The sequence below is a fragment of the Cellulomonas sp. WB94 genome, from assembly GCF_003115775.1.
Lineage (GTDB): Bacteria > Actinomycetota > Actinomycetes > Actinomycetales > Cellulomonadaceae > Cellulomonas_A.
The window spans coordinates 97,554-121,497 of record NZ_QEES01000004.1; the positions used below are offsets into that span (position 1 = coordinate 97,554).

At 72.6% G+C, this 23,944-nt stretch carries 24 protein-coding genes; 9 read left to right on the forward strand and 15 right to left on the reverse strand.

The window, feature by feature from the left end:
- The first annotated feature begins 116 nt into the window (after positions 1-116).
- Positions 117-821, forward strand: a complete 705-nt coding sequence (gene lexA, locus DDP54_RS15090; RefSeq protein ID WP_242448521.1) for a transcriptional repressor LexA — start codon at positions 117-119, stop codon at positions 819-821.
- A gap of 119 nt (positions 822-940) precedes the next feature.
- On the forward strand, positions 941-1,216 hold the full coding sequence (locus DDP54_RS15095) for a Rho termination factor N-terminal domain-containing protein (protein WP_109132822.1): 276 nt from the start codon (positions 941-943) through the stop codon (positions 1,214-1,216).
- Between the two features lie 77 nt (positions 1,217-1,293).
- Here DDP54_RS15095 and DDP54_RS15100 read toward each other — a convergent pair whose 3' ends face one another.
- From DDP54_RS15100 to hflX, 3 genes are all read right to left on the reverse strand, one after another.
- Positions 1,294-2,298 carry an L-lactate dehydrogenase gene (locus DDP54_RS15100; RefSeq protein ID WP_109132823.1) on the reverse strand — a complete coding sequence of 335 codons (1,005 nt, stop codon included), beginning with the start codon at positions 2,296-2,298 and terminating at the stop codon, positions 1,294-1,296.
- Between the two features lie 109 nt (positions 2,299-2,407).
- Positions 2,408-4,543 (reverse strand): ATP-dependent DNA helicase, encoded by a 2,136-nt coding sequence (locus tag DDP54_RS15105; RefSeq protein WP_242448513.1) that lies wholly within the window; start codon positions 4,541-4,543, stop codon positions 2,408-2,410.
- 76 nt (positions 4,544-4,619) lie between these two features.
- Positions 4,620-6,152 carry a GTPase HflX gene (gene hflX / locus DDP54_RS15110; RefSeq protein WP_242448514.1) on the reverse strand — a complete coding sequence of 511 codons (1,533 nt, stop codon included), beginning with the start codon at positions 6,150-6,152 and terminating at the stop codon, positions 4,620-4,622.
- A gap of 198 nt (positions 6,153-6,350) precedes the next feature.
- Here hflX and DDP54_RS15115 point away from each other — a divergent pair, with 198 nt between their 5' ends.
- Complete coding sequence (locus DDP54_RS15115) at positions 6,351-6,962, forward strand: methyltransferase (protein ID WP_109132824.1); 612 nt, start codon at positions 6,351-6,353, stop codon at positions 6,960-6,962.
- Here the strand turns inward: DDP54_RS15115 and DDP54_RS15120 are convergent.
- Genes DDP54_RS15120 through DDP54_RS15140 form a run of 5 tightly spaced genes read right to left on the reverse strand, consistent with a single transcriptional unit; the run spans position 6,949 to position 10,547 of the window.
- Complete coding sequence (locus DDP54_RS15120) at positions 6,949-7,281, reverse strand: thioredoxin family protein (RefSeq protein ID WP_109132825.1); 333 nt, start codon at positions 7,279-7,281, stop codon at positions 6,949-6,951. The genes DDP54_RS15115 and DDP54_RS15120 overlap by 14 nt on opposite strands.
- Before the next feature lie 14 nt (positions 7,282-7,295).
- Positions 7,296-8,273: a diaminopimelate epimerase gene (dapF, locus tag DDP54_RS15125; RefSeq protein WP_109132826.1), complete on the reverse strand. Its 978-nt coding sequence runs from the start codon at positions 8,271-8,273 to the stop codon at positions 7,296-7,298.
- Complete coding sequence (miaA, locus tag DDP54_RS15130) at positions 8,270-9,226, reverse strand: tRNA (adenosine(37)-N6)-dimethylallyltransferase MiaA (RefSeq protein ID WP_109132827.1); 957 nt, start codon at positions 9,224-9,226, stop codon at positions 8,270-8,272. Before miaA ends, dapF begins: the two co-directional genes overlap by 4 nt.
- Positions 9,223-10,032 (reverse strand): hypothetical protein, encoded by an 810-nt coding sequence (locus DDP54_RS15135; RefSeq protein WP_146192445.1) that lies wholly within the window; start codon positions 10,030-10,032, stop codon positions 9,223-9,225. The genes miaA and DDP54_RS15135 overlap by 4 nt, the downstream gene beginning before the upstream one ends.
- A gap of 38 nt (positions 10,033-10,070) precedes the next feature.
- On the reverse strand, positions 10,071-10,547 hold the full coding sequence (locus DDP54_RS15140; RefSeq protein ID WP_109132829.1) for a YbjN domain-containing protein: 477 nt from the start codon (positions 10,545-10,547) through the stop codon (positions 10,071-10,073).
- A gap of 123 nt (positions 10,548-10,670) precedes the next feature.
- Here DDP54_RS15140 and DDP54_RS15145 point away from each other — a divergent pair, with 123 nt between their 5' ends.
- The gene (locus tag DDP54_RS15145) at positions 10,671-11,297 is read left to right on the forward strand and encodes a YbjN domain-containing protein (RefSeq protein ID WP_109132830.1); all 627 of its coding nucleotides are present in this window, start codon (positions 10,671-10,673) and stop codon (positions 11,295-11,297) included.
- The gene (locus tag DDP54_RS15150) at positions 11,294-11,827 is read left to right on the forward strand and encodes a YbjN domain-containing protein (protein ID WP_109132831.1); all 534 of its coding nucleotides are present in this window, start codon (positions 11,294-11,296) and stop codon (positions 11,825-11,827) included. Before DDP54_RS15145 ends, DDP54_RS15150 begins: the two co-directional genes overlap by 4 nt.
- Before the next feature lie 91 nt (positions 11,828-11,918).
- Here the strand turns inward: DDP54_RS15150 and miaB are convergent, their stop codons facing one another.
- On the reverse strand, positions 11,919-13,589 hold the full coding sequence (gene miaB, locus DDP54_RS15155; RefSeq protein WP_109132832.1) for a tRNA (N6-isopentenyl adenosine(37)-C2)-methylthiotransferase MiaB: 1,671 nt from the start codon (positions 13,587-13,589) through the stop codon (positions 11,919-11,921).
- Positions 13,590-13,702: 113 nt separating this feature from the next.
- On the opposite strand from miaB, the gene DDP54_RS15160 reads away from it, so the two are divergent.
- The 4 genes from DDP54_RS15160 (at position 13,703) to DDP54_RS15175 (ending at position 17,041) form a co-directional block, all read left to right on the forward strand.
- Positions 13,703-14,497, forward strand: coding sequence for an amino acid ABC transporter ATP-binding protein (locus DDP54_RS15160; RefSeq protein ID WP_109132833.1), 795 nt, complete (start codon positions 13,703-13,705; stop codon positions 14,495-14,497).
- Positions 14,498-14,539: 42 nt separating this feature from the next.
- Positions 14,540-15,427 (forward strand): glutamate ABC transporter substrate-binding protein, encoded by an 888-nt coding sequence (locus DDP54_RS15165; RefSeq protein WP_109132834.1) that lies wholly within the window; start codon positions 14,540-14,542, stop codon positions 15,425-15,427.
- An 82-nt stretch (positions 15,428-15,509) separates the two neighbouring features.
- The gene (locus DDP54_RS15170; protein WP_109132835.1) at positions 15,510-16,160 is read left to right on the forward strand and encodes an amino acid ABC transporter permease; all 651 of its coding nucleotides are present in this window, start codon (positions 15,510-15,512) and stop codon (positions 16,158-16,160) included.
- Positions 16,157-17,041 carry an ABC transporter permease subunit gene (locus tag DDP54_RS15175; protein WP_109132836.1) on the forward strand — a complete coding sequence of 295 codons (885 nt, stop codon included), beginning with the start codon at positions 16,157-16,159 and terminating at the stop codon, positions 17,039-17,041. The genes DDP54_RS15170 and DDP54_RS15175 overlap by 4 nt, the downstream gene beginning before the upstream one ends.
- Before the next feature lie 3 nt (positions 17,042-17,044).
- Here DDP54_RS15175 and rny read toward each other — a convergent pair whose 3' ends face one another.
- The 6 genes from rny to DDP54_RS15205 all read right to left on the reverse strand — a co-directional run bounded on the left by rny (position 17,045) and on the right by DDP54_RS15205 (position 23,936).
- Positions 17,045-18,544 (reverse strand): ribonuclease Y, encoded by a 1,500-nt coding sequence (rny, locus tag DDP54_RS15180; protein WP_109132837.1) that lies wholly within the window; start codon positions 18,542-18,544, stop codon positions 17,045-17,047.
- Between the two features lie 147 nt (positions 18,545-18,691).
- Entirely contained in the window at positions 18,692-19,333 is a 642-nt protein-coding gene (locus DDP54_RS15185) for a regulatory protein RecX (protein WP_242448515.1), read from the reverse strand.
- A gap of 88 nt (positions 19,334-19,421) precedes the next feature.
- On the reverse strand, positions 19,422-20,462 hold the full coding sequence (gene recA, locus DDP54_RS15190) for a recombinase RecA (RefSeq protein ID WP_109132838.1): 1,041 nt from the start codon (positions 20,460-20,462) through the stop codon (positions 19,422-19,424).
- A 245-nt stretch (positions 20,463-20,707) separates the two neighbouring features.
- Entirely contained in the window at positions 20,708-21,511 is an 804-nt protein-coding gene (locus DDP54_RS15195; protein ID WP_109132839.1) for an MBL fold metallo-hydrolase, read from the reverse strand.
- Positions 21,508-23,646 (reverse strand): alkaline phosphatase family protein, encoded by a 2,139-nt coding sequence (locus DDP54_RS15200; RefSeq protein ID WP_242448516.1) that lies wholly within the window; start codon positions 23,644-23,646, stop codon positions 21,508-21,510. The genes DDP54_RS15195 and DDP54_RS15200 overlap by 4 nt, the downstream gene beginning before the upstream one ends.
- A gap of 20 nt (positions 23,647-23,666) precedes the next feature.
- Positions 23,667-23,936, reverse strand: coding sequence for a DUF3046 domain-containing protein (locus tag DDP54_RS15205; RefSeq protein ID WP_109132885.1), 270 nt, complete (start codon positions 23,934-23,936; stop codon positions 23,667-23,669).
- Between the last annotated feature and the right edge of the window lie 8 nt (positions 23,937-23,944).

Genomic DNA, 23,944 nt, shown 5'->3' on the forward strand with positions numbered 1-23,944 from the left:
ACGCGCGACACGAGGCACGCAGAAGCGAGGAGTCGACGGTGGCGAGAGACCGCGGGACCGGCCATGGTCCGGAGAACGGGACGACCGCGCACGTCGACGAGGCCGGGCTCGCGTCCGTGCATGCCCTGCCCGACAGCCCGCCTGACGCCGACGGGCTCACCACGCGCCAACGCATGGTCCTCGAGACGATCCGGTCCTCGGTCGAGTCGCGCGGCTACCCGCCGAGCATGCGCGAGATCGGCGAGGCCGTCGGGCTGACGAGCCCCTCGAGCGTCAAGCACCAGCTCACGACGCTCGAGCGCAAGGGGTACCTCCGGCGCGACCCGAACCGCCCACGTGCCATCGAGGTCGTGCAGGCCGACGACTCGCGCAGCGTGCAGCAGTGGTCACCGTCAGGCGCGTTCGGCTTCGGCGACGAGGATGCCGCCCAGCGCGACGGCAAGCCGACGCCCTCCTACGTGCCCGTCGTCGGGCGTATCGCCGCGGGTGGACCGATCCTCGCCGAGCAGGCCGTCGAGGACGTGTTCCCGCTCCCCCGGCAGCTCGTCGGCGACGGCGACCTGTTCCTGCTCAAGGTCGTCGGCGACTCGATGGTCGACGCGGCGATCTGTGACGGCGACTGGGTGGTCGTCCGGCGTCAGCCGGTCGCTGAGAACGGCGAGATCGTCGCCGCGATGATCGACGGCGACGCGACGGTCAAGACGTTCAAGCGGATCGACGGTCATGTCTGGCTCATGCCGCACAACCCGGCGTACGCCCCGATCCCGGGCGACGAGGCCCAGCTCCTCGGTCGCGTCGTCACCGTGCTGCGGAGCCTGTGAGGTCCAGCGCCACCTGAGCCCGTCGAGGTGCGGCGCCGATCGAGCTGAGCGACGCTGAACGGTGGCGTCACCCGCCGGCGGCACGACCCACGGTGGCGCCACGACGGAAGGAGCGAGACATGCCAGGACGACTTCGAGATCCGGGCCCCAGCGTCAAGGACGCTCGGCTGTACGAGGCGCTGCGCGAGGACGGGAACAGCAAGGAGAAGTCCGCGCGCATCGCGAACGCGGCCGCTCGCACCTCACGCAGTGCGGTCGGTCGCAAGGGCGGCAGGTCGGGCGACTACGACGACTGGACCGTGACCGAGCTGCGACGCAAGGCGGCCGAGGTCGGTATCGCCGGCCGTTCGCGAATGCGCAAGAGCGAGCTCATCTCCGCGCTCCGCGAGCACTGAGCCCAGACTGAGCTCCCAGGCGGACCCGAGTACCGAGGTCCGTCCAAGCCGGACGTGCCCGGTCTGGGTACGCCCGGTCAGAACCCGAGGCGCCGCGCAACAGCAGTGAGCGACTCGGCAGACCGCCGCAGCCCCGCGAGCTCCTCGGCGGACATCGGCACCTGGAGCCGCTCCCCCGCCCCGTCCCGACCGACGAGGGTGGGGACGGACAGGCACACGTCGCTGATGCCGTAGTAGCTGTCGAGGAGCGAGGAGATCGGCAGGATGCGCTGCTCGTCGTTGATGACCGCCTCGATGATGCGCGAGCTCGCGAGGGCGACCGCATAGTTGGTCGCGCCCTTGCCGGCGATGATCCGGTAGGCCGACTCGACCACCTCATGGGCGATCTGGTCCCGCGCCTCCGCGGTGAGCTGCCCCCGTCCCCTGATGCCGTGCCAGTCGAGCAGCGGGACCGCCCCGATCGTCGCCGAGCTCCACAGGGGCAGCTCGGTGTCGCCGTGCTCCCCCGCGACGTACGCGTGCACGTTCTGCACCGCGACGCCGGTGTGCTGCGCGATGAGGTAGCGCAACCGGGACGAGTCGAGGACTGTGCCCGAGCCGAAGAGCTGGGCGGGCGGCAGCCCCGAGATCTTCAGCGCGGCGTACGTGACGATGTCCACGGGGTTGGTGACCATCAGGTAGACCGCGTGGGGCGCGACCTCCACGAGCGGCGGGAGCATCGTCGAGATCAGGGAGATCGTCGCCTCGGCGAGGTCGATGCGCGTCTGCCCGGGCTTCTGCTTCGCGCCCGCGGTGATCACGACGACGTCGGCGTCAGCACACACGGCCATGTCGTCCGAGCCGACCACCTCGGCCATCGGCATGAACTGCACGCCGTGCCCGAGGTCCAGCGCCTCGGCCTCGACCTTGGCCGTGTTGATGTCGTAGAGCGCCACGGTGCGCGCTGCTCCGCGCATCAGCGCCGCGTACGCGATGGTCGAACCCACCGCGCCTGCACCCACGATCGCGAGCTTGGTCCGGCGGTGCAGGCCGGCCGTGGTTCCCGGCAGGCCCAGCTCGTCGCTGTCGACGTTCTCGCTCATGGGGTGCTCCTTGTCGCGGTGCCGCACCCGGATCAGGCCAGGCGTCGGGCAGGTCGGTCAGGCAAGGTCGGTGGGGCAGGGTTCGAGAGGCAACGTCGGTCGGGTCAGGCTAACCGGACGTGGCGAGACGGCGCAGCGCAGCGAGGGCGACCTCGCGGTCCGTCGTCCGCCAGAAGTCGGGGAGCGACCGCGCGAGGAACTCGCCGTACCGCGCCGTGGCGAGCCGCGGGTCGAGCACAGCGACGACCCCGCGGTCCTCGGTGGTCCGGATGAGCCGACCGGCACCCTGCGCGAGCATGAGGGCGGCATGGGTCGCCGAGACCGACATGAAGCCGTTGCCGCCCGCGGCAGCCACCGCCTCCGAACGCGCGGAGCGCACCGGGTCGTCGGGCCGCGGGAAGGGGATGCGGTCGATGATCACGAGACGGCAGGCCGCACCGGGCACGTCGACGCCCTGCCACAACGAGAGCGTCCCGAACAGGCACGTCGACTCGTCGGCGGCGAACTCGCGCACCAGCGTCGGCAGCTGGTCGTCTCCCTGCGCCAGGACCGGCAGGTCGAGCCGGTCACGCATCGCCTGGGCCACGGCGTCCGACGCCCGCCGGGACGAGAACAGCCCGAGCGTGCGGCCGCCCGCGGCCGTGATGAGTTCCGCGATCTCGTCGAACTGCGCCTCGGTTGCCGGCTCACGACCCGGCGGGGGTAGGTGCCGCGCGATGTAGAGGATCCCTTGCCGGGGATAGTCGAAGGGACTGCCCACGTCGAGCCCGTGCCACGGCTGCACGTCGCCGATCGCAGCAGCGGGGGCATCCGACCCAGGGACGGCCGTGGCAGCCGGAGCCAGCTGCACGGGACCCTGCGCCTCGGCATCCGCCCGAGCGTCCAGACCGACGGAGCGCGCGATCGGAGCGAACGACCCGCCGAGGGCCAGCGTGGCCGACGTGAGGATGCCGGACCGGCCCGCGAGCAGGTTCGTGCGGATCAGTCCGTTGACGGCGAGCGGCGCGGCGAGGAGCCGGGTCATCGTCGGGCCCCGGCTGCTCCCGTCACCGCGTTCGCACCACAGCACGCTCTGCCGGTTCTGCTCCGGGTCGGCGGCCATGCGCTCGGCCGTCTCGAACAGCAGCAGCATGGCCGAGACCGCCATCTTCAGGCCGCCCTCGACCGATCCCGCGCCGTTCGATGCTGACGTCCCGCCGGGCTTGAGCGCCGTCAGCAGTCCTCGGGCCGCGTCGCGTACGGCGCCGACCGCAGCGCGCGCGTCGGAGGGCAACCCCGTCGGGAACCTGCCCTCGGGCAGCGCGGCGAGGACGGCACCCAGGACGGCGCCGGCGGTGTCGAGATCGGTGGTGGGGATGCCCCCGTGGCGGCGCGCGAGGCGGGCGGCGTGCTCGACGGTGGCGATCGACAGCTCGGCGGTCGCCTGCGCGGTGACCCGGTCCGTCAGCTCGTGCGCCTCGTCGACGATGACGACCTTGTGCTCGGGCAGGACACCGGGCGACCCCGACGCGGCGATCCCGAGCATCGCGTGGTTCGTCACGACGACGTCGGCCTCCCGCGAGTGGGTGCGCGCGCGCTCAGGGAAGCAGTCGGCGATCATCGGGCACTTCGGGCCGAGACACTCCATCGCGGTGACCGAGACCTGGCGCCACGCGCGCTCGCTCACGCCGGGCACGAGGTCGTCGCGGTCGCCGGTGTCGGTCTCGGCGGCCCACTCGCGCAGGCGGACGACCTGGTCGCCGAGGCTCTCGTCGGAGCCGCGCCTGCCACGGGCTCCCTTGCCGACCACCGGCTCGGGCGCGGGGTGCTCCGCGGCGCCGGCGTGGTCGCCCAGGTCGAAGAGCGTGCCCGGCTCGTCCTGCGGGTAGCCGCCGGCGACCTTGTGCACGCAGAGGTAGTTGTGCCAGCCCTTGAGCAGCGCGATGTCGGGCATCCGTGGGAGCCGGGGCGCGAGCGCCTGCGCGACGAGCGGCAGGTCACGCGTGACCACCTGGCGCTGCAGCGCCAGGGTCGCCGTCGAGACGACCACCCGCTCGTCGTTCAGCACCGCGTGCCGCACCGCGGGCACGAGGTAGCCGAGCGACTTCCCGGTGCCGGTCCCGGCCTGGACGAGCAGGTGCTCACCCTTCTCGATCGCCCCGGCGACGGCCCGGGCCATCTCGTGCTGACCGTCCCGTCGAGCCCCGCCGAGCGCGGCGACCGCGAGGTCGAGCAGCTCGTCGACAGAGGCGGCGGGGTCGGGCACCGCGTCAGCCTAGCCGCGCCCGCGGACCGCCCCGACGGCAGCACTCACCGTGCGGGCCCACGGCCACGCCGGGATCTCACGCCGGTCGCACCGCCGCGGACGCGAGCTCGGCGGCGAGGTTGGCGTCGACACGTCCGCGCAGCGCGGTCCCCGCGGCCGTGTGCTCCTCGGCCTCGATCTCGCCGTGGAGGTGCACGCGGCTGACGAGGTCGCCCCGGTCGTAGGGGATGACGACATCGACGCTGACCCCGGGTCGCGGCAGCTGGTCGGCGATGAGCGCCTGGAGCTCGTCGATGCCCTCACCCGTCCGGGCCGAGACGACGATCGCGCCGGGTTCGCGCGAGCGGAGCCGGGCGATCGCCGCGGGGTCCGCGAGGTCCGCCTTGTTGAGCACGATCACCTCGGGGACGTCCATGGCCCCCGGGATGTCCGCGAACACGTGCCGGACGGCGGCGATCTGCCCCTCGGGGTCGGGGTGCGAGACGTCGACGACGTGGATCACCAGGTCGGCGTCCGCGACCTCCTCGAGCGTCGAGCGGAAGGCCTCGACGAGCTGGTGCGGCAGCGACCGGACGAACCCGACGGTGTCGGTGAGGGTGTAGATGCGCCCGTCGGCGGCCTCGGCGCGACGCACCGTCGGGTCGAGCGTCGCGAACAGCGCGTTCTCGACCAGCACGCCCGCCCCCGTCAGCCGGTTCAGCAGCGAGGACTTGCCGGCGTTGGTGTAGCCGGCGATCGCGACCGAGGGGATCGCGTTGCGCTTGCGGGACGCGCGCTTGGTGACCCGGGCGGGCTCCATCGCGGCGATCTCGCGGCGCAGCTTGGCCATACGGTCGCGGATGCGACGCCGGTCGAGCTCGATCTTGGTCTCACCGGGTCCACGCGATCCCATGCCGGCTGCCGCTCCACCGACCTGCCCGCCGGCCTGGCGGGACATCGAGTCGCCCCACCCGCGCAGGCGCGGGAGCAGGTACTGGAGCTGCGCGAGCTCGACCTGCGCCTTGCCCTCCCGGGACTTGGCGTGCTGGGCGAAGATGTCGAGGATCAACGCGGTGCGGTCGACCACTTTGACGCGCACGACGTCCTCGAGCGCGCGCCGTTGCGAGGGTGCGAGGTCGCCGTCGACGATCACGGTGTCCGCGCCCACGGCGGCGACCATGGTCGCGAGCTCGGCGGCCTTGCCGGAGCCGAGGTAGGTGCTCGGGTCGGGAGTGCGTCGCCGCTGCAGCAGGGCGTCGAGAACGAGCGAGCCGGCGGTCTCCGCGAGGGCCGCAAGCTCACGCAGGGAGTTCTCCGCATCCTGCGCGGTGCCCGCCCCCCACAGGCCGACGAGCACGACCTTCTCCAGCCGAAGCTGGCGGTACTCGACCTCGGTGACGTCCTCGAGCTCGGTCGACAGGCCCACGATGCGGCGGAGCGAGGCGCGCTCCTCGAGCTCGAGCTGGTCGCCGTCGTACGACGAGCGGTCCGTGCCGCCGTCGTGCACCGTGGTGCCCGCCCTCGCGAGCACACGTGCCACGACGTCGTCCGCGACCTCCTGCGCACTGCGTGGCGCGACGACCTCGTCGGCTGTGCCCTCGTGCGTGCTGGGGTGCTGCGGGTCGTTCACGCGGTGCCTCTCATTCGTCCTGCTCATCCGTCCTGCCAGGGTCGACCGACCCTCGTGCGCCGCCATCCGAACCGTCGGACGTGCCACGGACGACCGCGGCGCTGCCTCAAGCCTGACACGCCGGACGCGCGAACCCGCAAGGTATTCGCTGCAAGCGCACGCATCGCGCGTCGGCCGGAGGCGGATAGGGTCGCGGACGTGACCACGAACGACCACTACTTCACGGCGGAACCCGCCTCGCCCGACGAGCGCCGCGAGGTCAAGGTCCACCTCGCCGGACGCGACGTCGACGTCGAGACGGCCGGCGGCGTGTTCTCCCCGGGCCACGTCGACCTCGGGACCGATGTGCTGCTCCGCGCCGTGCCCGCGCCGCCCGCGACCGGCGACCTCCTGGACCTCGGCTGCGGCTGGGGTCCCCTCGCGCTGAGCCTCGCGCTCGCCTCGCCTGACGCTCGGGTCTGGGCGGTCGACGTCAACGAGCGGGCTCTCGACCTCGTCCGCCGCAACGCCGAGCGGCTCGGCTGCGCGAACGTCGTCGCGGCGCGGCCGGACGAGGTCCCGGACGACGTGCGGTTCGCCGCGTTGTGGTCGAACCCGCCGATCCGGGTGGGCAAGGAGTCGCTGCACGAGCTCCTGCTGCACTGGCTCCCCCGCCTCGCCGTCGGCGCGAGCGCGCACCTGGTCGTCGGCAAGAACCTCGGCGCCGACTCTCTCCAGCGATGGATCGCCGAGCAGCTCGGAGACCGCGCCGACGTCGAGCGCGTCTCGACCTCGAAGGGCTTCCGCGTGCTGCGGGTCACCGCCCGCTGAGCGCCGCCAGTGCCGCGCGCGCCTGCGCGAGCGTCGGGACGCCGGCGGCCCTGACGCGGTCGACGCCCTCGGCATCCAGGACGAGCACCGTCGGAGTCGCGGTGATCCCGAGCCGCTCTCCGAGCGCGAGGTGGTCGGCGATGTCGACCTCGACGTGCACCACACCCTCGGAGGTCGTGGCGACGCGCTCGAGCACGCGCCGCGTGGTGCGGCACGGCGCGCAGAACGTCGAGGAGAACTGCACGAACGTGGCACGCGTGCCGGTCGGGAGACCGAGGTCGCGCGCCAGGTCGAGCCGGGCAGCAGGTTCGGCGGGCATGCCGCGCTCGTGGCTCAGGCGCCCAGCGCGGCGAGGGCCACGTCCGCGTCGGCGACCAGGACGGCCGGGCCCGCGAGCTCGACGTGACCGCCCGGCAGGACGCTGACCCGCACCGTCCCGCCCGGCACCTCGACCAGCCAGACGTCGGGGGCACCGTCGCCCGCCCACGCCCGCACGGCGAGCGCCGCCGCGCAGGCACCGGTCCCGCAGGAGCGCGTCTCGCCAACCCCGCGCTCGTGCACGCGCATCCGCACCCGGCCGACGACCACGCCGTCGGGACCGGTCCCCTCGCCGAGCGGAACCACGAGCTCGACGTTCGTGCCGTGCGGGGGCACCGGCACGACGACGGGCGCGCGTGTCAGGTCCGCGGCGTCGAGCTCCGCCTGCCCCGCCAGTGCGAGGACCGTGTGCGGGTTGCCGACGTCGACGCCGAGTGCGGGGCGGACCTCGGCGAGGCCCACCACCGCGACCTCGGCGTCATAGCCGGCCTCGATGGCCCGCGGACCGCCCAAAAGGCTCCACGGACCCATGTCGACCGCGTACCACGGGACGTCGTCCGCGCTCGAGACTCCCGCCGCCGGGATCCGACGGACCCAGCGCACACCGGCACGGGTGCCGACCGCGAGCTCGCCGCCGAAGGGGTCCCACAGCCCCAGTCGCTCCAGATACGCGGCGAAGACCCGCACCCCGTTGCCGCACATCTCCGCGACGGAGCCGTCGGCGTTGCGGTAGTCCATGAACCAGCGCGCGGACGGGTCGGCGGCGAGCACCGCGGCGCCCTCGGGGACCCGCGAGCTCTCGATGAGCCTGATGACGCCGTCGCCGCCGACCCCGGCGTGCCGGTCGGCCAGGGCGCGCACGAGCGGACCGGACAGGTCGAGCGCACCGTCCCGGTCGTCGAGCAGCACGAAGTCGTTCTCGGTGCCGTGGCCCTTGGTCACGTGCAGGCTCGCGACCCGCTCAGCGGCTGCGGGGCTGGGTGTGCCGGTCATGAGCCCAGACTACGGCGCGGCGCCGGGTCGGCCGTGGCCGGGTCGAGCGTGCCCGCGTCGGCAGCGGCCACGAGCTCGAGCGCGCGGTCGACGAGGGTCGGGTCGCGCGCGTCCAGCCAGTGCACGCGGGGGTCCCGCCCGAACCAGCCCATCTGCTTGCGGGCAAGCCGCCGGGTGCCGGCCGCGATGGCGGCGCGGGCCTCGGGCGCGCTGAGCTCGCCGCGCAGCAGAGCGAGGACCTCGGCATAGCCGACAGCCCGCGACGCGGTACGTCCGATGCCGTGCGCGGCGAGCGCCCGGACCTCCTCGACGAGCCCGGCCTCCCACATGTGCTCCACGCGCGCCTCGATCCGCGCGTCGAGCACGGCACGGTCGCAGTCGAGACCCAGCTGCAGGGCGGGCACCTCGTAGACGTGCTGCGGGAGGCTCGCCGAGTACGGCCGCCCCGTGAGGCCGATCACCTCGAGCGCCCGCACGATCCGGCGCGCGTTGCGGGGACCGATCCCGGCCGCCGCGACAGGGTCGAGGCGCTCGAGCTCGGCGTGCAGAGCGCGCGACCCCTCGACCTCGACGCGCTCCTCGAGCTGTGCTCGCGCGTCGGGGTCGGTGCCGGGGAAGTCCATGTGGTCGAGCAGCGTGCGCACGTAGAGTCCCGAACCGCCCACCGCGACGGCCCGCGCACCCCGCGCGTCGATCGCGGCCAGATCGGCCCGCGCCGCGCGCTGGTAGTCGGCGACCGAGGCGTCCTGGTCCACGTCCAGCACATCGAGCTGATGGTGCGGGATGCCCCGTCGCTCGGCCGGCGGGAGCTTCGCGGTCCCGATGTCCATGCCGCGGTAGAGCTGCATCGCGTCGGCGTTGACGATCTCTCCGCCGAGCCGCTCGGCGAGCGCCAGCCCGAGGTCGGACTTGCCGGTCGCCGTGGGGCCGACGACCGCGATGACGAGGCTCATGACCCCTCGCCCGTCCGCACCGGTCGAGGGAGCCAGGTCGCGACGACGTGCTGCGCACCGAACGGCGCGCTCGCCGCCAAGACCACTGCCTCGACCGCGTCGTCCCCGACCGCACCCAGCATGACCTGCCAGGGACCCCACCCGCTCACGGCGAGCTCCGCCGCGACGCCCTCGTCGAGGCTGCCGAGCCGCTCCCGGGCCGCCGGGCCGCCGTCGGCCAGGTCGGCAAGGACGGCCGCGTCGTATGCGCGAGCGCGGTCGTCGTCGGCGAGCGGTGCGTCAGGCCCGTGCCGCGCGCTCAACGAGCCGACGACCAGCAGCCCGACGCGGCCGCCGGCCGCCCCCGCGCCGGAGTCGACCAGTCGCGATCCCCGCCCGCGCAGGTCTGCCCCTCGGTCGGTCATCGCTCGGGCCACGGGCGCGGTGTCAGGCGGACCCACCTCGAGGACGCGCACCGGCCCGGCCCAGCCCGACCGCGCGAGGAGCAGCAGACCGACGCTCGCGGCGACACCGGCAGTCGGGGCACCGACCTGAGCGGCGACGGACGTCGGGGGCGCTGCCGGGAACGACCAGGAGAGCCGGTCGTCGGGGACCCCCGCGGCCGCGAAGCCGGCCCGCACCGGACCGTCGACGTCGTGGTCCGCGCGACCAGGCGCGACGACGACCACCCGCTCAGATCCCGCGGCAAGCAGCGAAGCCACGGCGTCGAGCGCCCGCGCGCGCAGGTCGACGAGCACCTCCGCGCGGCCAGCAGCGCCGGGGACCAGCAGGGCCGTCGCAGGGACGAGGCACGCGGCGACCATCATGACCTGACCGTATCCGGTCAGCCGGGACGGCCGAGCCGTCAGTGATCCGCGGCGCGCAGGGCCGCGATCTTCGCCTGCGCGGCCTCGACCGCCTGGGGGTACAGCTCGTCGAGCCGGCCGAAGAACTGCAGACCGGTGCTCACGGCGCACGACATGTGGAGGTCGAGCTGGTCGTCGGAGATGCCGCGCTCGTAGTCCACCGTGTGCTCCGCGTACACACCCACGTCGTCACCTGCGACCCGCACGTAGACCTTCGGCCACAGCGTCGTGAGGTTCCACTCGTTCAGCACGTGCGTGAGCGCGTCGACCTCGGACGGCGGCAGGTCGCGCGACCACCGCCCGCGGACCTGCAGGTAGTCACCGTGGGCACCCTGACGGAAGAAGTAGAAGACGTGGTCCTCCCAGCGCCCGCCGATGTCCCCGTCGGCGTCGACGGCATACACGAGGCCACGCGCCTCGAGCCGGTCGACGATCCGCTGGTGGGTCAGCGGTGGCAGCGTGGCGCCCTCGGCCATGGTGGTCGTCCCTTCGTCGGTCGGATGCGGTCACGGTCCTGCCTACCTTGCGACCTCGGGCGAGACTAGCCCCGGACACGGACGGCGCAGACGGCTGTCCGACGTCGGGGTTAGGGTTTCCGCATGGGCTTCTTCCCCGGCCGTCGGCTGAGCCGCTGGTTCGGGCTGCGAGCCGCCGACACCGGTGCCGGCGCGCACCCGGTGTCCGGCCTCGTCCCGGCCGATGCGAGTGCGCGTGCGCTTCCGGACGACGAGCTCCACGACCGCGTCGCCGAGCTCCTGGTCCGCGAGCTGGGGGCGACGCAGATCGTCCCCGATGCCCCGACCCCCGTGACACCGGAGCGCATCACCGCCTGGTTCCGCCGGAACGAGTTCAGCTACTTCGTCGACAACGACGGCGATCTCGGCGGCCTGTGGCGCGGGCGGCTCTACTACTTCTTCCTCTTCGGCGAGGACTCCGAGATCCTGCAGATCCGCGGCCAGTGGCACCGGGAGGTGTCGATCGAGCGCCTCGAGGAGGTTCTCGACGCCTGCAACGAGTGGAACGCCGAGCGCATCTGGCCCAAGGCGTACGTGCGGGTGAGGGACAACGGCATGGTGCACGTCATCGCCGAGGTCGCCACGGACCTCGAGCACGGGGTGACCGACGACCAGCTCAACCAGCTGCTGTTCTGCGGCCTGAGCACGGGCAGCATGTTCTTCGACTCGATCGACGAGCTCTACCCCGACCCCGCGGCGATGGCCCCATGACCGAGCCCGTGCGCCCCGGCTGGCTCTCGCGCGTCCTCGGCGGGTTCACCAAGCCGATGAAGCACGACCCGACGGTCATGTTCGAGAACCCGACCCCGCTCACCCGCGGCAGGATCGCGGGCTACCTGGACTCGCGCGGCTACCGCTATCTCGTCGACGACGACGGCGACCTCACCGGCACGTGGGACGGCAGCCGGTTCTGGTTCCTGCTGCTCGGCGACGACGAGGAGATCCTCCAGGTCCGCGGGCGGTGGCACCGAGCGCTCCCGCTCGAACGGCGCAGCGCGGCGGCGCTCGCGGTCAACGACTGGAACCGCGAACGCATCTGGCCCAAGGTGTACGTCCGTGAGGAGGACGGCCTGCTCGCGCTGTACAGCGAGGTGTCGGCCGACCTCGAACGCGGGGTGACCGACGACCAGCTCGCCCAGCTCGTCGCGTGCGGGCTGGGCACAGGCGTGCAGATGTTCAGCGCGTTCGACGAGATCCTGCCGAACGACGACTCGCCGCCACCGGGGACCCCGAACAACTGAGTCACCGAGCACCGCGGAGCAACGAGCACCGCGGGGTTACCGCGCACAGCGGGGTCACCGGTCTCTGCGGGGCGCTGGGCTGGCGCCCGGATCAGACGGGGCGCGACCCGAGCGTGGGGAGTCCCAGCAGGACGGGCCCCGCCGCCCCGACCGACGTCCCGCAGCCCGTGGGCTCCGCGCCTGGCCCGACGACGTGCGAGTGCTCGGCCGCACCGGACTGCCGGGCCGACCATGCGTCGCCCGCCCGGGTCCGGCGCACCTCGAACACCCCGCCCGGCACGAGTCCCGAGTCCGCGACCAGGTAGTGCGGCGCGGCGCGCGTGACCGTCACGGCGACCAGGTCGCCGGGACGCGGCGCAGCGGGTGCTCCGTCGTCGGGAGGCGTGGCGCCGGTGATCGTCGCAGCGCGCGTCCCGGAGGGCAGCGCGAGGTGGACGAGGCGGTTGTCCGCCGCGCGACCGGAGACCCGGTGCGACGCCTCGTCCTTGCGCCCCTCGGAGTCCGCGACGAGGACCTCGACGACCCGCCCGACCTGAGCCTGCATCTCCTCGAGCGCGATCCGGTCCTGCAGCGCCGTGAGTCGCTCGTACCGCTCCTGCACGACCGCCTTGGGCAGCTGCTCGGGCAGGTCGGCCGCGGGCGTACCGGGGCGTGGGGAGTACTGGAACGTGAACGCGGACGCGAACCTCGCGGCCTCGACGACCCGCAGCGTCTGGGCGAAGTCCTCCTCGGTCTCACCGGGGAAACCGACGATGATGTCGGTCGTGATCGCGGCATCGGGCATCGCGGTGCGGACCCGGTCGAGGATCCCGAGGAACTTGTCCGACCGGTAGGAGCGCCGCATCGCCCGCAGGATGCGGTCCGACCCCGACTGGAGCGGCATGTGCAGCTGCGGCATGACCGTCGGCGTCTCGGCCATCGCGGCGATCACGTCGTCGGTGAACGACGCCGGGTGCGGCGACGTGAACCGGAGCCGCTCGAGCCCCTCGACCGCCCCCGCGGCGCGCAGCAGCTTGGCGAACGCGCCACGGTCGCCGAACTCGACGCCGTAGGAGTTGACGTTCTGGCCGAGCAGCGTGACCTCGATGGCGCCCTGGCCCACGAGTGCTTCGATCTCCGCCAGGATCGCCCCGGGACGACGGTCGCGCTCCTTGCCGCGCAGGTGCGGGACGATGCAGAACGTGCACGTGTTGTTGCACCCGACACTGATCGAGACCCAGCCCGCGAACACCGACTCGCGTCGGGTCGGGAGCGTCGAGGGAAACACCTGGAGCGACTCGGCGATCTCGACCGCGGCCCGCTCGTTGTGCCTCGCCCGCTCGAGCAGCACCGGCAGCACGTCGAGGTTGTGGGTGCCGAACACGACGTCGACCCATGGCGCCCGCTCCACGATGCCGGCGCGGTCCTTCTGGGCCAGGCAGCCACCGACAGCGATCTGCATGCCGGGGCGCGCACGCTTGATCGGGACGAGGCGACCGAGGTTGCCGTAGAGCTTGCCGGCGGCGTTCTCGCGGACGGCGCACGTGTTGATGACCAGGACGTCGACGGCCTCCGCGGCCGCGTCCTGCGGGCTCGCCGCCACGTAGCCCGCCTCCTCGAGCAAACCGGCCATGTGCTCCGAGTCGTGCACGTTCATCTGGCAGCCGAGCGTCTTGACGAGGTAGGTCCGTCCGGCGATCGACGACGCGACCGGCGCCGCAGCCGGCGCAGGCTCTGCCGCGTCGATCAGGGCAGGTTCGGGGGAGGTCAGAGTCGTGGACATCACCGTCAAGGGTAAGACCCGGCTCGCTCGACACCATCCCGCAGGCCCGTCCTGATCCATGCTCCTGCACGCGAGGGGTGGCCGTCGGACCGAATCGCCCCTACGTTCGGTCAATGGACCAGCCCCTCGCACCCACCGACGCGCCCGGTCCGCTGACCTCGCCGCGGCCTCACGAGCCGCTCGTCGTGCTCGACCGGGTCAACAAGCACTTCGGCTCGCTGCACGTCCTGCAGGACATCGACCTGACCGTCAACCGCGGCGAGGTCCTGGTCGTCATCGGCCCCTCGGGCAGCGGCAAGTCGACGCTGTGCCGCACCATCAACCGCCTCGAGACGATCGACTCGGGGACGATCACGATCGACGGGGCCCCGATCCCTGCCGAGGGACGCGCGCTCGCGCACCTGCGCGCCGACGTCGGGATGGTGTTCCAGTCGTTCAACCTCTTCGCCCACAAGACCGTCCTGCAGAACGTCACCCTCGGGCAGGTCAAGGCCAAGGGTGTGGCACCGCGCGAGGCGGAGGCTGTCGCGCGCGAGATCCTCGAGCGCGTCGGTGTGGCCGACCAGGCGGACAAGCTGCCTGCGCAGCTGTCGGGTGGCCAGCAGCAGCGTGTCGCGATCGCACGAGCGCTCGCGATGCGGCCTAAGGTCATGCTCTTCGACGAGCCGACCTCGGCGCTCGACCCCGAGATGATCAACGAGGTCCTCGACGTGATGGTCGCGCTCGCCAAGGACGGGATGACCATGGTCGTGGTCACCCACGAGATGGGTTTCGCTCGCAAGGCCGCTCACCGTGTCGTGTTCATGGACGCCGGCCGCATCGTCGAGGAGGCCGACCCGGAGACCTTCTTCACCAGCCCCCGCAGCGATCGCGCGCGCGACTTCCTGTCCAAGATCCTCACCCACTAGCAGCAGGGCCGTCCCGGCGCTGCCGACACGAAGGAGAACCCGATGCGCAACCGTCCTGCAGGGCTGCTCGCTCTGCTCTCCGCCGCGGCGCTCACGCTCGCCGCATGCTCCGGCAGCACCCCCGAGCCCGCCGCGACGCCAGCGGGGACCGGCTCGTCGGCCGCCACCACCGAGGCCGCGTTCGCGGCGGGCTCGACGATGGCGAAGCTTCACGACGCCGGGTCCATGACGATCGGCACGAAGTTCGACCAGCCGCTCTTCGGCCTCGTCGGACCCGATGGTGTCCCCGAAGGCTTCGACATCGAGATCGCCAAGATCATCGCCGGCAAGCTCGGCATCAGCCCCGACAAGATCACGTGGAAGGAGACGGTGTCGGCGAACCGGGAGTCGTTCATCAGCTCCGGCGCGGTCGACATCGTGGTCGCGACCTACACGATCAACGACAAGCGCAAGCAGGTCGTCTCGTTCGCGGGTCCGTACTACGTCGCCGGTCAGTCGATCCTCACGCTCGCGTCGAACACCGACATCCAAGGTCCGGACGACCTCGTGGGCAAGAAGGTCTGCACCGTGTCCGGGTCGACCCCCGAGGCGAACCTCCTCGCGAAGTTCCCGGACACGACGGTCGTCCCGTTCGACACCTACTCGGCGTGCCTCGACCCGCTCCGCAACGGGCAGGTCGACGCCGTGAGCACCGACAACGTGATCCTGGCCGGCTTCGCCGCCGACAACGCCGACCTCGAGGTGCGCGGCGAGCCGTTCACCCAGGAGCCCTACGGCATCGGGCTGAAGAAGGACGACACCGAGTTCCGGTCATGGATCAACGACACGCTCGAGGCGTCGTTCGCCGACGGCACCTGGACGGACGCGTGGAAGAAGACCGCCGGGACGGTGCTGCCGACCCCCGAACCGCCGACGGTCGACCGGTACTGAGCCCACCGCCGTCGGGTCCGCGGCCGCATCGTCCGCGGACCCGACGGCCGGCTCGCAGCGCCACCCCCAGGAGAAGAGTCCCGTGAACGTCATCGCCGACAACCTGCCGACGTTCCTCGCCGGCTTCCGCACGACGCTGCAGCTCACGGTGGTGGCCGGCGCGATCGCCATGACCTGGGGAACCGTGCTCGCGGGGCTCCGCGTCGCCCCGCTCCGCTCGTTGCGCGCGTTCGCCACGACGTATGTGGAGCTCCTGCGCAACACCCCGCTCACGCTCGTCTTCTTCTTCATGGTGCTCATCGCACCGCAGTTCGGCGTCATCGCGCCGCTCGGCTTCTGGACCGCGGTCATCTGCCTGTCCGCCTACACCTCGGCGTTCGTCTGCGAGGCGATCCGCTCGGGGATCAACAGCGTCGGAGTAGGTCAGGCCGAGGCCGCCCGCGCGGTCGGGCTGACGTTCGCGCAGACCCTGTCTCAGGTCGTCCTGCCGCAGGCTGTCCGGTCGGTCATCCCCCCGCTCATCAACGTGCTCGTCGCGCTCACGAAGAACACGTCGGTCGCCGCCGGGTTCGCCGTGGTCGAGCTGACGGGCACCGGCCGACGGCTCTCGCTCGCGAACCCGGGCGACAGCCTGTGGGTCCTCGTCGGCGTCGCCGCGTTCTATCTGCTCATCACCGTCCCGTCCGGCATCGCCGCAGGGGTCGTCGAACGGAAGGTGGCGTTCTCGCGATGAGCTCGATCCTCTACGACTCCCCCGGGCCGGTCAGCCGCCGACGCGAGCTCATCGGATCGATCGTCGGCGGTGCCGTCCTGCTCGCGCTGGTCGGCGCCGGACTGTGGTTCGCTGCGGGGCGCGGCGTCTTCTCGTCGAGCCGATGGGACGTCCTCTACGCACCACCGAAGCGGCAGACCGCGTCCGACGTCTGGCGCTCGTTGCTCGTCGTCGGTCTCGGGGCGACCCTGCGCGCTGCTGTCGTTGCCGCGCCGCTCGCGCTCGCGCTCGGGCTCCTGCTCGCCGTCTGGCGCAGCGCACGTACGCGGTGGCTGCGGTTCCCGGCGGTCGTCACCATCGAGCTGTTCCGCGGCCTGCCCGTGCTGCTCATGATGTTCTTCGGGCTGCTCGGCTTCGGCTGGAGCGCCTTCGCCGCTGTCGTCTTCGGGCTGACCGCCTACAACATGGCCATCATCGCCGAGATCCTCCGGGCCGGTCTCGCGGCTCTGCCCGCGGGCCAGACCGAGGCGGCGTACGCCGTCGGCCTCACGCGCTTCCAGACGCTCTTCTCGATCCTGCTGCCACAAGCCGTGCGCACGATGCTGCCCAGCCTCATCGCCCAGCTCGTCGTCCTGCTCAAGGACTCCTCGCTCGGCTTCATCGTCGGCTACCCCGAGCTGCTGAAGGCCGTGCAGAACAACGCGCAGTACTTCGGCAACGCGTACTACGTCGCCCTGTTCGTCGTCGGTGCCGGCACCTACCTCGCTGTCAACATCTCGTTGTCACGGGTGGCGCTGCGCCTGCAGGGAACAACGGGTCGCACCTCCGCGCCGCCACCTCAGGTCCCGGGTGGGCCGCTGCTCCCCGCCGCGGCGACGCGAGCGCTGCCCGGCCACCCGTAGGTCTCAGCCGGCAGTCGCGCTGGCCCGCAGCTCGCGGACGACCGTCACCTTGATCTCACCGGGGTAGGTCAGGTCGGCCTCGATGTGCTTCGCGATCGCGACGGCCAGCTGCGGGAGGGCGAAGTCGTCCACCTCGGTCGGCTCGACCACGACCCGGACCTCGCGCCCCGCTGACATCGCGAGTGCGCGACGAACCCCCGGATGGGCTGCCACGAGCTGTTCGAGCTTGTCCATGCGCTCGACGTACTGGTCGAGCTCCTCGCGCCGGGCCCCTGGGCGCGCGGCCGACGCTGCGTCAGCCGCCTGCACCAGGACCGCCTCGACGGTGTCCGGCGGTACCTCGTCGTGATGAGAAGCGATCGCGTTCACGACGACCGCTGACTCGCCGAACCGCCGTGCGAGCTCACCACCGACCAGGGCGTGCGTCCCCGGCACGTCGGCGCTCATCGCCTTGCCGATGTCATGGAGGAAGGCCCCGCGACGCGCGACGTCGATGTCGGCTCCGACCTCCGCTGCCATGGCGGCCGCAAGCAGTGCGCTCTCGACCAGGTGCTCGAGGACGTTCTGACCGTAGGACGTCCGCAGGCGCAGTCGACCGATGGTGCGGACGAGCTCGGGGTGCAGGTTGGTGACGCCTGCACGTTCCGCCGCGTCGTGCCCCGCAGCGTCGGTGCGGTCGTCTGCCCCGGCGACCGCGTCGGCGTACGCCGCCTCGATCCGCTGCGGATGGATGCGACCGTCGGCCATGAGCGCCTCGAGTGCCGACTGCGCGATCTCACGACGCTCGGGGTCGAAGCACGAGAGGACCACTGCGTCGGGGGTGTCGTCGATGAGGACGTTCACACCGGTGAGGGCCTCGAACAGCCGGATGTTGCGCCCCTCCTTGCCGATGATCCGCCCCTTCATCTCGTCCGACGGCAGCGGCAGGATCGTCACGGCGGACTGCGAGCTCGTCGCGACGACCGTGCGCTGCACAGCGGTGACGACGATCCGCTTGGCACGCGCGTCGGCTGTCCGACGCGCCTGCACCTCGGCACGCCGCACCTGGGCTGCCCCCGCGTTGACCGCATCGGCCACCAGGCCGGCGATGAGCTGCGTCCGTGCCTCGTCGGCCGTCAGGCCCGCGAGGGCCTCGAGCCGGCCGCGGGCCTCGCGGTCGGCGGACGCGAGCCGCTCCGCTGCCTCCCGTTCGGCGTCGGCCGCACGACGGGCGACTGAGCGGTCGGTCTCGGCGACCGCGTCCTCCCGCGCACGCACCGCACGTTCGCGGTCGGTCAGGACGTGCTGCTCGGCGGAGAGCTCATCCTCACGCGCAGCGGCCCGTGCCTCGCGCCGCTGCGCGTCGGTGAGGAGCGAGCGTGCCTCGTCCTTGATTGACGCCACGTCGTCGGCAGCCCGCGCACGCTGCGCGTCGGCCTCGCGGCGGGCCACGAGCACCAGGAGCAGCGCGACCAGGCACGCCACGAGCAGGCCCACGATCGTTGCGATGTCGCCGACAGTCACATGCACCTCCCGCGCCAGGCTGTGAAGTGTTCGCGCGAAGCTGCGCCCCCGGTCACGTGCCGTGCCCATTCTGGCGCACCTGCGGTGGTTCGTCCGCCAGGGCGCGCACGTCGAGCTCGCCCGACGGCCGCGTCCTGGTCGTGCACCTCACAGGGAGTCGAGGCCGCTATCGAGGTCGTCCGCCTCGACGCCCTCGGCGGCCAGCTCCTCGCGCACCAGGCGGCTGATGAGCGTGCCGCCGTAGCCACGGCGGCCCAGTGCGGCGAAGATCCGCCGCGTCCGCGTCTGCGCGTCGAGCCCCCGTGTCGCCACGAGCCTGCGGCGCACGAGCGCCCGCGCCGCGCGCTCCTCGTCCTCGTCGTCGACCTCGCCCAGCGCCTCGCCTGCCACCTCGTCGTCGACACCGCGCCTGCGCAGCTCGGCGCCGATCGCGCGTCGGGCCAGACCTCGCTCACCCTGGCGGGTGCGCACGAGCATCCGGGCGTACTCGGCATCGTCCAGCAGCCCGACCTCGGTGAACCGGTCCAGCACGGCGTCCGACACCTCGGAGGGCACGTCCTTGCGCGCCATCGCCGCGGCGAGCTCAGCGCGGCTGCGCGGGGCGCCGGCCAGCATCCGCAGACCGATGGCGCGCGCGATCGACTCGTGATCGGGCTCGCGATCGGTCTCAGCCGAGGGACCAGGTGGCGGCTCCTGCCCGAAGCCGCCACCCGACCTTCCCCCCGCGCGCTTGGCCGGCGAGCTCCCGGTGCGCGACCGCGACTGCCCACCCGGGCGCCCGAAGGTCACGTCGCCGCCGCCACAGCGACCGCGGTGGCGACCACCACGTCGATCACCATGACGCGGCTCGCCCTCGTGCCGTCACCTGGTCGCCGGCTCAGAACTCGACCTTCGCTGCGTCCTCGGCAGGAGCGTCGACCACGGCTCCCACACCGAGCTTCTCCTTGACCCGCTTCTCGATCTCGTTGGCCAGATCCGGGTTGTCGCGCAGGAACCCGCGCGAGTTCTCCTTGCCCTGGCCCAGCTGGTCGCCCTCGTAGGTGAACCAGGAGCCCGACTTGCGGACGATCCCGTGCTCCACGCCCATGTCGATCAGGCTGCCCTCGCGGGAGATGCCGACGCCGTAGAGGATGTCGAACTCGGCCTGCTTGAAGGGCGGGGCCATCTTGTTCTTGACGACCTTCACGCGCGTGCGGTTGCCGACGGCCTCGGTGCCCTCCTTGAGGGTCTCGATGCGCCGGATGTCCAGACGGATCGACGCGTAGAACTTCAGCGCCTTGCCACCCGTCGTCGTCTCCGGGGAACCGAAGAACACACCGATCTTCTCGCGCAGCTGGTTGATGAAGATCGCTGTGGTGCCTGACGAGTTGAGCGCGCCGGTGATCTTGCGCAGCGCCTGCGACATCAGACGGGCCTGCAGACCGACGTGGCTGTCCCCCATCTCGCCCTCGATCTCGGCCTTGGGGACGAGCGCCGCGACGGAGTCGATGACGACGATGTCGATCGCGTTGGACCGGATCAGCATGTCCATGATCTCGAGCGCCTGCTCGCCGGTGTCGGGCTGCGACACGAGCAGGTTGTCGGTGTCGACGCCCAGCTTCTTCGCGTACTCCGGGTCCAGCGCGTGCTCCGCGTCGATGAACGCCGCGATGCCACCGGCACGCTGCGCGTTCGCGACGGCGTGCAGCGCGAGGGTCGTCTTGCCCGAGGACTCCGGGCCGTAGATCTCCACGACCCGGCCGCGCGGGAGCCCGCCGATGCCGAGCGCGATGTCGAGGGCGAGCGAGCCGGTCGGGATCACCGCGACAGGGGAACGACCCTCGTCGCCGAGTCGCATGATCGATCCCTTGCCGAACTGACGGTCGATCTGGCCGAGCGCGGCCTCGAGGGCCTTCGTACGGTCCTGCGGAGCTGCCATGTCACACCTCGTCGTCTCAGGCAGCGGATCGCTGCACGTTCTGGGGCTGGTCTCTGGTTTCGGGTGACGCTATGCCTGACCACCGACATCCGTCTGTGCTCTGTCCACAGGGCTCTGCCGCAGGGCGCTGCCCGTGGGCATGCGCTGATCCGACAGGTGCCTCGGACGTCCGCACCGAGGGCCACATTACCCGAACACGTGTTCGATCGCTGCGACACGCCGAACACCGCCCCCGTACGGTGCGGTCATCCGGCCGAGCCGCGCGCGACCACCTCGACGGCCTCGCCCGGCTCGAGCACCAGGGCCCGGCAGTCGGGGGCGAACCGCTCGAGCGCGACCTCGAACGCCGCTCCCGCCCGGTCCATCCACCCGGGCGGCAGGCGCCGCGACGCGGGGGCGTGGAGCGTCCCCCAGTGCACCGGGACCGCGGCCAGAGCGCCGGAGACGGCGCACGCGTGTGCCGCCTGCACGGGATCCATGTGCCCTCCCGACAGCCGCGGGCCCCAGCCACCCACAGGCACGAGGGCGAGATCGATCGGTCCGTCCGCGAGCTCGTGCAGGTGCGCCATCGCGGGGAACGGTGCCGTGTCTCCTGCGAACCAGATCCGCAGCCCTGGCGCCGCGACGACGAAGCCGTTGGCGGCGTTGGGACGCCGCCGCATCGGGCGGTCGCCGTGCACGGCGTGCGTCAGCCGCACCCGGACGTCGGAGCCCGGCACGGTCCACCACGCGTCTGCGTGCAGACCGACCGCGGCCTCGAACCCGCGCGTGTGCAGCCACCGGACGTTCGCCGGTGCCGACAGGACCGGGATGTGGTCGAGGAGCTCGAGCGAGCCGATCTCGGCGTGGTCGTAGTGCAGGTGCGAGATCAGCACCGCAGCTGCGCCCTGCCACGCCGCGACGTCGGGCGCGCCGCCGCGCCGCCGCAGCAGGCCGGCGTGGCGCTGCAGCAGAGGGTCCGTCAGCAGGCGGACGCCGCCGAGGTCGAGGACGACGCTCGCATGACCGAGCCACCGCACCGCGACGGAGCTCCGACGCGGGGTACTCATGGCCGCAGCCCCAGGGCGGCCGACCAGCGCAGGAGCTGGACGTGGAGCTGCTCCGCCCCGACGAGCATCGCGGTGCCGTCGACGTCGCCGAGCAGGTCGGCGTCGACCACGAGCCCGCTGGGGTGCAGCAGCAGGGCGCGGTTCTGGTCGCCGCCGAGCCCGCCGTGCGAGCCGACCTGTCCCTCGAACGCATGCACGTGACCTCCAGGTGTGATGGCAGAGATGACGAGCAGGTCGCCGGTGTGCTCGAGCCGGCCCGCCCGGGCGAGGTCGGCTCGCGCCTGCGAGCCCCATCCCGCGAGCGGATCCTCGCCCTCCGGTGCGACGTCGAGCTCGAGCAGCACGAGACCGCGCGCGCCGACGGCGACCAGTCCGCGCGACGCCGTGTCCACGACGACTGCTCCGACCCCGGGCCGCGCGGCCAGTCCCGCGACCAGTCCGGGCCACCGCTCCTGGAGGTCCTCGAGCGCGAGCCGGGCGGGGGCGGACGGGAACCACACGAGTCCGAGGTTGCCGGACGCGGTGACGACCACATCAGGAATGCCGACCCGCTCAGGTCGTCCGGCGCGCGACGGGGCGTCCGGACCGAGCAGCACGGTTCCACGCGGCCGTGAGATCGAGAAGGCGGAGGTCAGGAGCGAGTTGAGGGGCCCCCACTCCTCGCCCGCCACGGCCTGCACCCCGTCGACGTCCGGATCGGCCATGAGGGAGCGCACCACCTCGAGCAGGCTGCGGCCCTCGACCTGCTCGAACGTCGCGCCGAGCGACTGCCCGTGGTCCGACAGGACGACCACCTGATAGTCGCGCGCAGCGACCGGCAGGACCTCCTCGAGGACATGCAGCACGCCGTCGAGCCCCTCGAGGGCCCGCAGCGCCTCGGGACGGGTCGGGCCGGCGTGGTGCGCGATCTCGTCGTAGTCGACGAGATCGACGAAGATCATCGGGGTGCCGCGTACGAGGTGCTCGGCAACGAGCGAGGTCGTGAGGTCGCGCATCAGGGCGTTGGTCATGCCGCGCAGCACGACGAACCAGCCGCCGCGCGACACCCGGGGCTCGACCCCCCGCACCCGCTGCAGACGCGCCTGGTAGAGCTCCTTGGCCATCTCCGCGACGCTGCGCGCGACGGCGCGGGTGAAGACGAACGGGCTCGCGAAGAACCGCAGGTAGGCGGGACCGGGGCCGAAGCCGCCGCGCGAACCGTCGGGCGCCCGCACGCTCCGGCTCATGACGAGCAGGTTCGTTGCCGCACCGCCGCTGAACATGGTCGAGATGGCCGCACCGTCCGGCGCGAGCAGACCGTGCTCGGTGGGCAGCGTCGACTCCACGAAGGCTGCGTCGGTCGGGTGGTTCGTCACGACGAGGCGGCCGAGGTCGCGGTCCCACCAGCGGAACGCCGGGATCCCGCTCGAGTCGCCGTGCAGCAGGGCCGCCTGGCTCGACGGCGTCGTCGCGGGGACGCGCGACCACCACGGGTCCAGACGGTGGCTGCCCGACGCCAGCCAGCGCGCGACGGTGGGCGCGAGGCCGGCCTCCACGGCCATGGCGAGGACGGGAGCCGCCACCCCGTCGAGCTGGACGACGAGCAGTCCCGGTGGGCGCCCACCCTCGGCACGCGTCCCCGATGACGCCGCTGCACCCGGCACGGCTGACGCGCCTTCCGGCACGAGCCCCGCACGCCGCGCCCGGGACCGCGCGCGGCGGATCACGTCGCCCAGCACGTACTCCGTGTCGTTGACCCCCCAGAGCCACCGGCCGACCGCCATGACGACCGACGCGATGAGCAGGACGGCGAGGACCGAGACGCCGGAGTCGACGACGATCCCCGGCACGTGCGTCAGCGCGACCCACGCCACGAGGACCTGCGCCGCCAGGCCCGCGACGAGGGCGCCCATGGCACCGGCGGCGCGGGCGAACAGCCGCAGGGGCGCGCGCAGCACGAGGTCCCCGACGGCGACCACCAGGGCGGCGGCCAGGATCGCCGGCGGGTGGCTCGCGCGCGCCCCGTCGACGATCGCGATCCCCGCCCCGAGCCCGAGCGCCGTGGTCGCGAGCGAACCCGCGGCGTCCCACGCGTCGGCGAGGGTCGGCCGCCCGGCGCGCGCCCGACGGACGGTCGGGGCCAGGCTCGCGGGCACGCCTCCAGCCTGCCACGGGTCTATCGGCGGGGTGGTGCCTGCCGGTGGCTCGCGCCGAAACGTCGCGTGTCCGAGACGTCCATCGCATCGCACAGCGCGTGCCAGACGGTGCGCGGCTCCTCACCGTCCTCGAGCGCGGCCGCCGCCGTCCGGCCGTCGAGCGCGGTCAGGACGAGGTCGTTCGTCAGGGCGCGTCCGTGCACCCGGCCGAAGACCTCGTCGACCAGCTGCCAGAACTCGCGTAAGCGCACCCGCACAGCCTGCCATCCGTCGACGACGCGCTCAGCCATCGGCGCCG

What these genes read in the sequence shown, in the direction of transcription:
- DDP54_RS15195 (WP_109132839.1), bottom strand. Translation starts at nt 21,511, where the DNA reads ATGAGTACCCCGCGTCGGAGCTCCGTCGCGGTGCGGTGGCTCGGTCAT.
- DDP54_RS15175 (WP_109132836.1), top strand. Translation starts at nt 16,157, where the DNA reads ATGAGCTCGATCCTCTACGACTCCCCCGGGCCGGTCAGCCGCCGACGC.
- miaA (WP_109132827.1), bottom strand. Translation starts at nt 9,226, where the DNA reads ATGAGCCTCGTCATCGCGGTCGTCGGCCCCACGGCGACCGGCAAGTCC.
- DDP54_RS15120 (WP_109132825.1), bottom strand. Translation starts at nt 7,281, where the DNA reads ATGCCCGCCGAACCTGCTGCCCGGCTCGACCTGGCGCGCGACCTCGGT.
- DDP54_RS15140 (WP_109132829.1), bottom strand. Translation starts at nt 10,547, where the DNA reads ATGGCCGAGGGCGCCACGCTGCCACCGCTGACCCACCAGCGGATCGTC.
- DDP54_RS15150 (WP_109132831.1), top strand. Translation starts at nt 11,294, where the DNA reads ATGACCGAGCCCGTGCGCCCCGGCTGGCTCTCGCGCGTCCTCGGCGGG.
- recA (WP_109132838.1), bottom strand. Translation starts at nt 20,462, where the DNA reads ATGGCAGCTCCGCAGGACCGTACGAAGGCCCTCGAGGCCGCGCTCGGC.
- DDP54_RS15205 (WP_109132885.1), bottom strand. Translation starts at nt 23,936, where the DNA reads ATGGCTGAGCGCGTCGTCGACGGATGGCAGGCTGTGCGGGTGCGCTTA.
- dapF (WP_109132826.1), bottom strand. Translation starts at nt 8,273, where the DNA reads ATGACCGGCACACCCAGCCCCGCAGCCGCTGAGCGGGTCGCGAGCCTG.
- DDP54_RS15160 (WP_109132833.1), top strand. Translation starts at nt 13,703, where the DNA reads ATGGACCAGCCCCTCGCACCCACCGACGCGCCCGGTCCGCTGACCTCG.
- miaB (WP_109132832.1), bottom strand. Translation starts at nt 13,589, where the DNA reads ATGTCCACGACTCTGACCTCCCCCGAACCTGCCCTGATCGACGCGGCA.
- DDP54_RS15100 (WP_109132823.1), bottom strand. Translation starts at nt 2,298, where the DNA reads ATGAGCGAGAACGTCGACAGCGACGAGCTGGGCCTGCCGGGAACCACG.
- DDP54_RS15135 (WP_146192445.1), bottom strand. Translation starts at nt 10,032, where the DNA reads ATGATGGTCGCCGCGTGCCTCGTCCCTGCGACGGCCCTGCTGGTCCCC.
- DDP54_RS15095 (WP_109132822.1), top strand. Translation starts at nt 941, where the DNA reads ATGCCAGGACGACTTCGAGATCCGGGCCCCAGCGTCAAGGACGCTCGG.
- DDP54_RS15165 (WP_109132834.1), top strand. Translation starts at nt 14,540, where the DNA reads ATGCGCAACCGTCCTGCAGGGCTGCTCGCTCTGCTCTCCGCCGCGGCG.
- DDP54_RS15145 (WP_109132830.1), top strand. Translation starts at nt 10,671, where the DNA reads ATGGGCTTCTTCCCCGGCCGTCGGCTGAGCCGCTGGTTCGGGCTGCGA.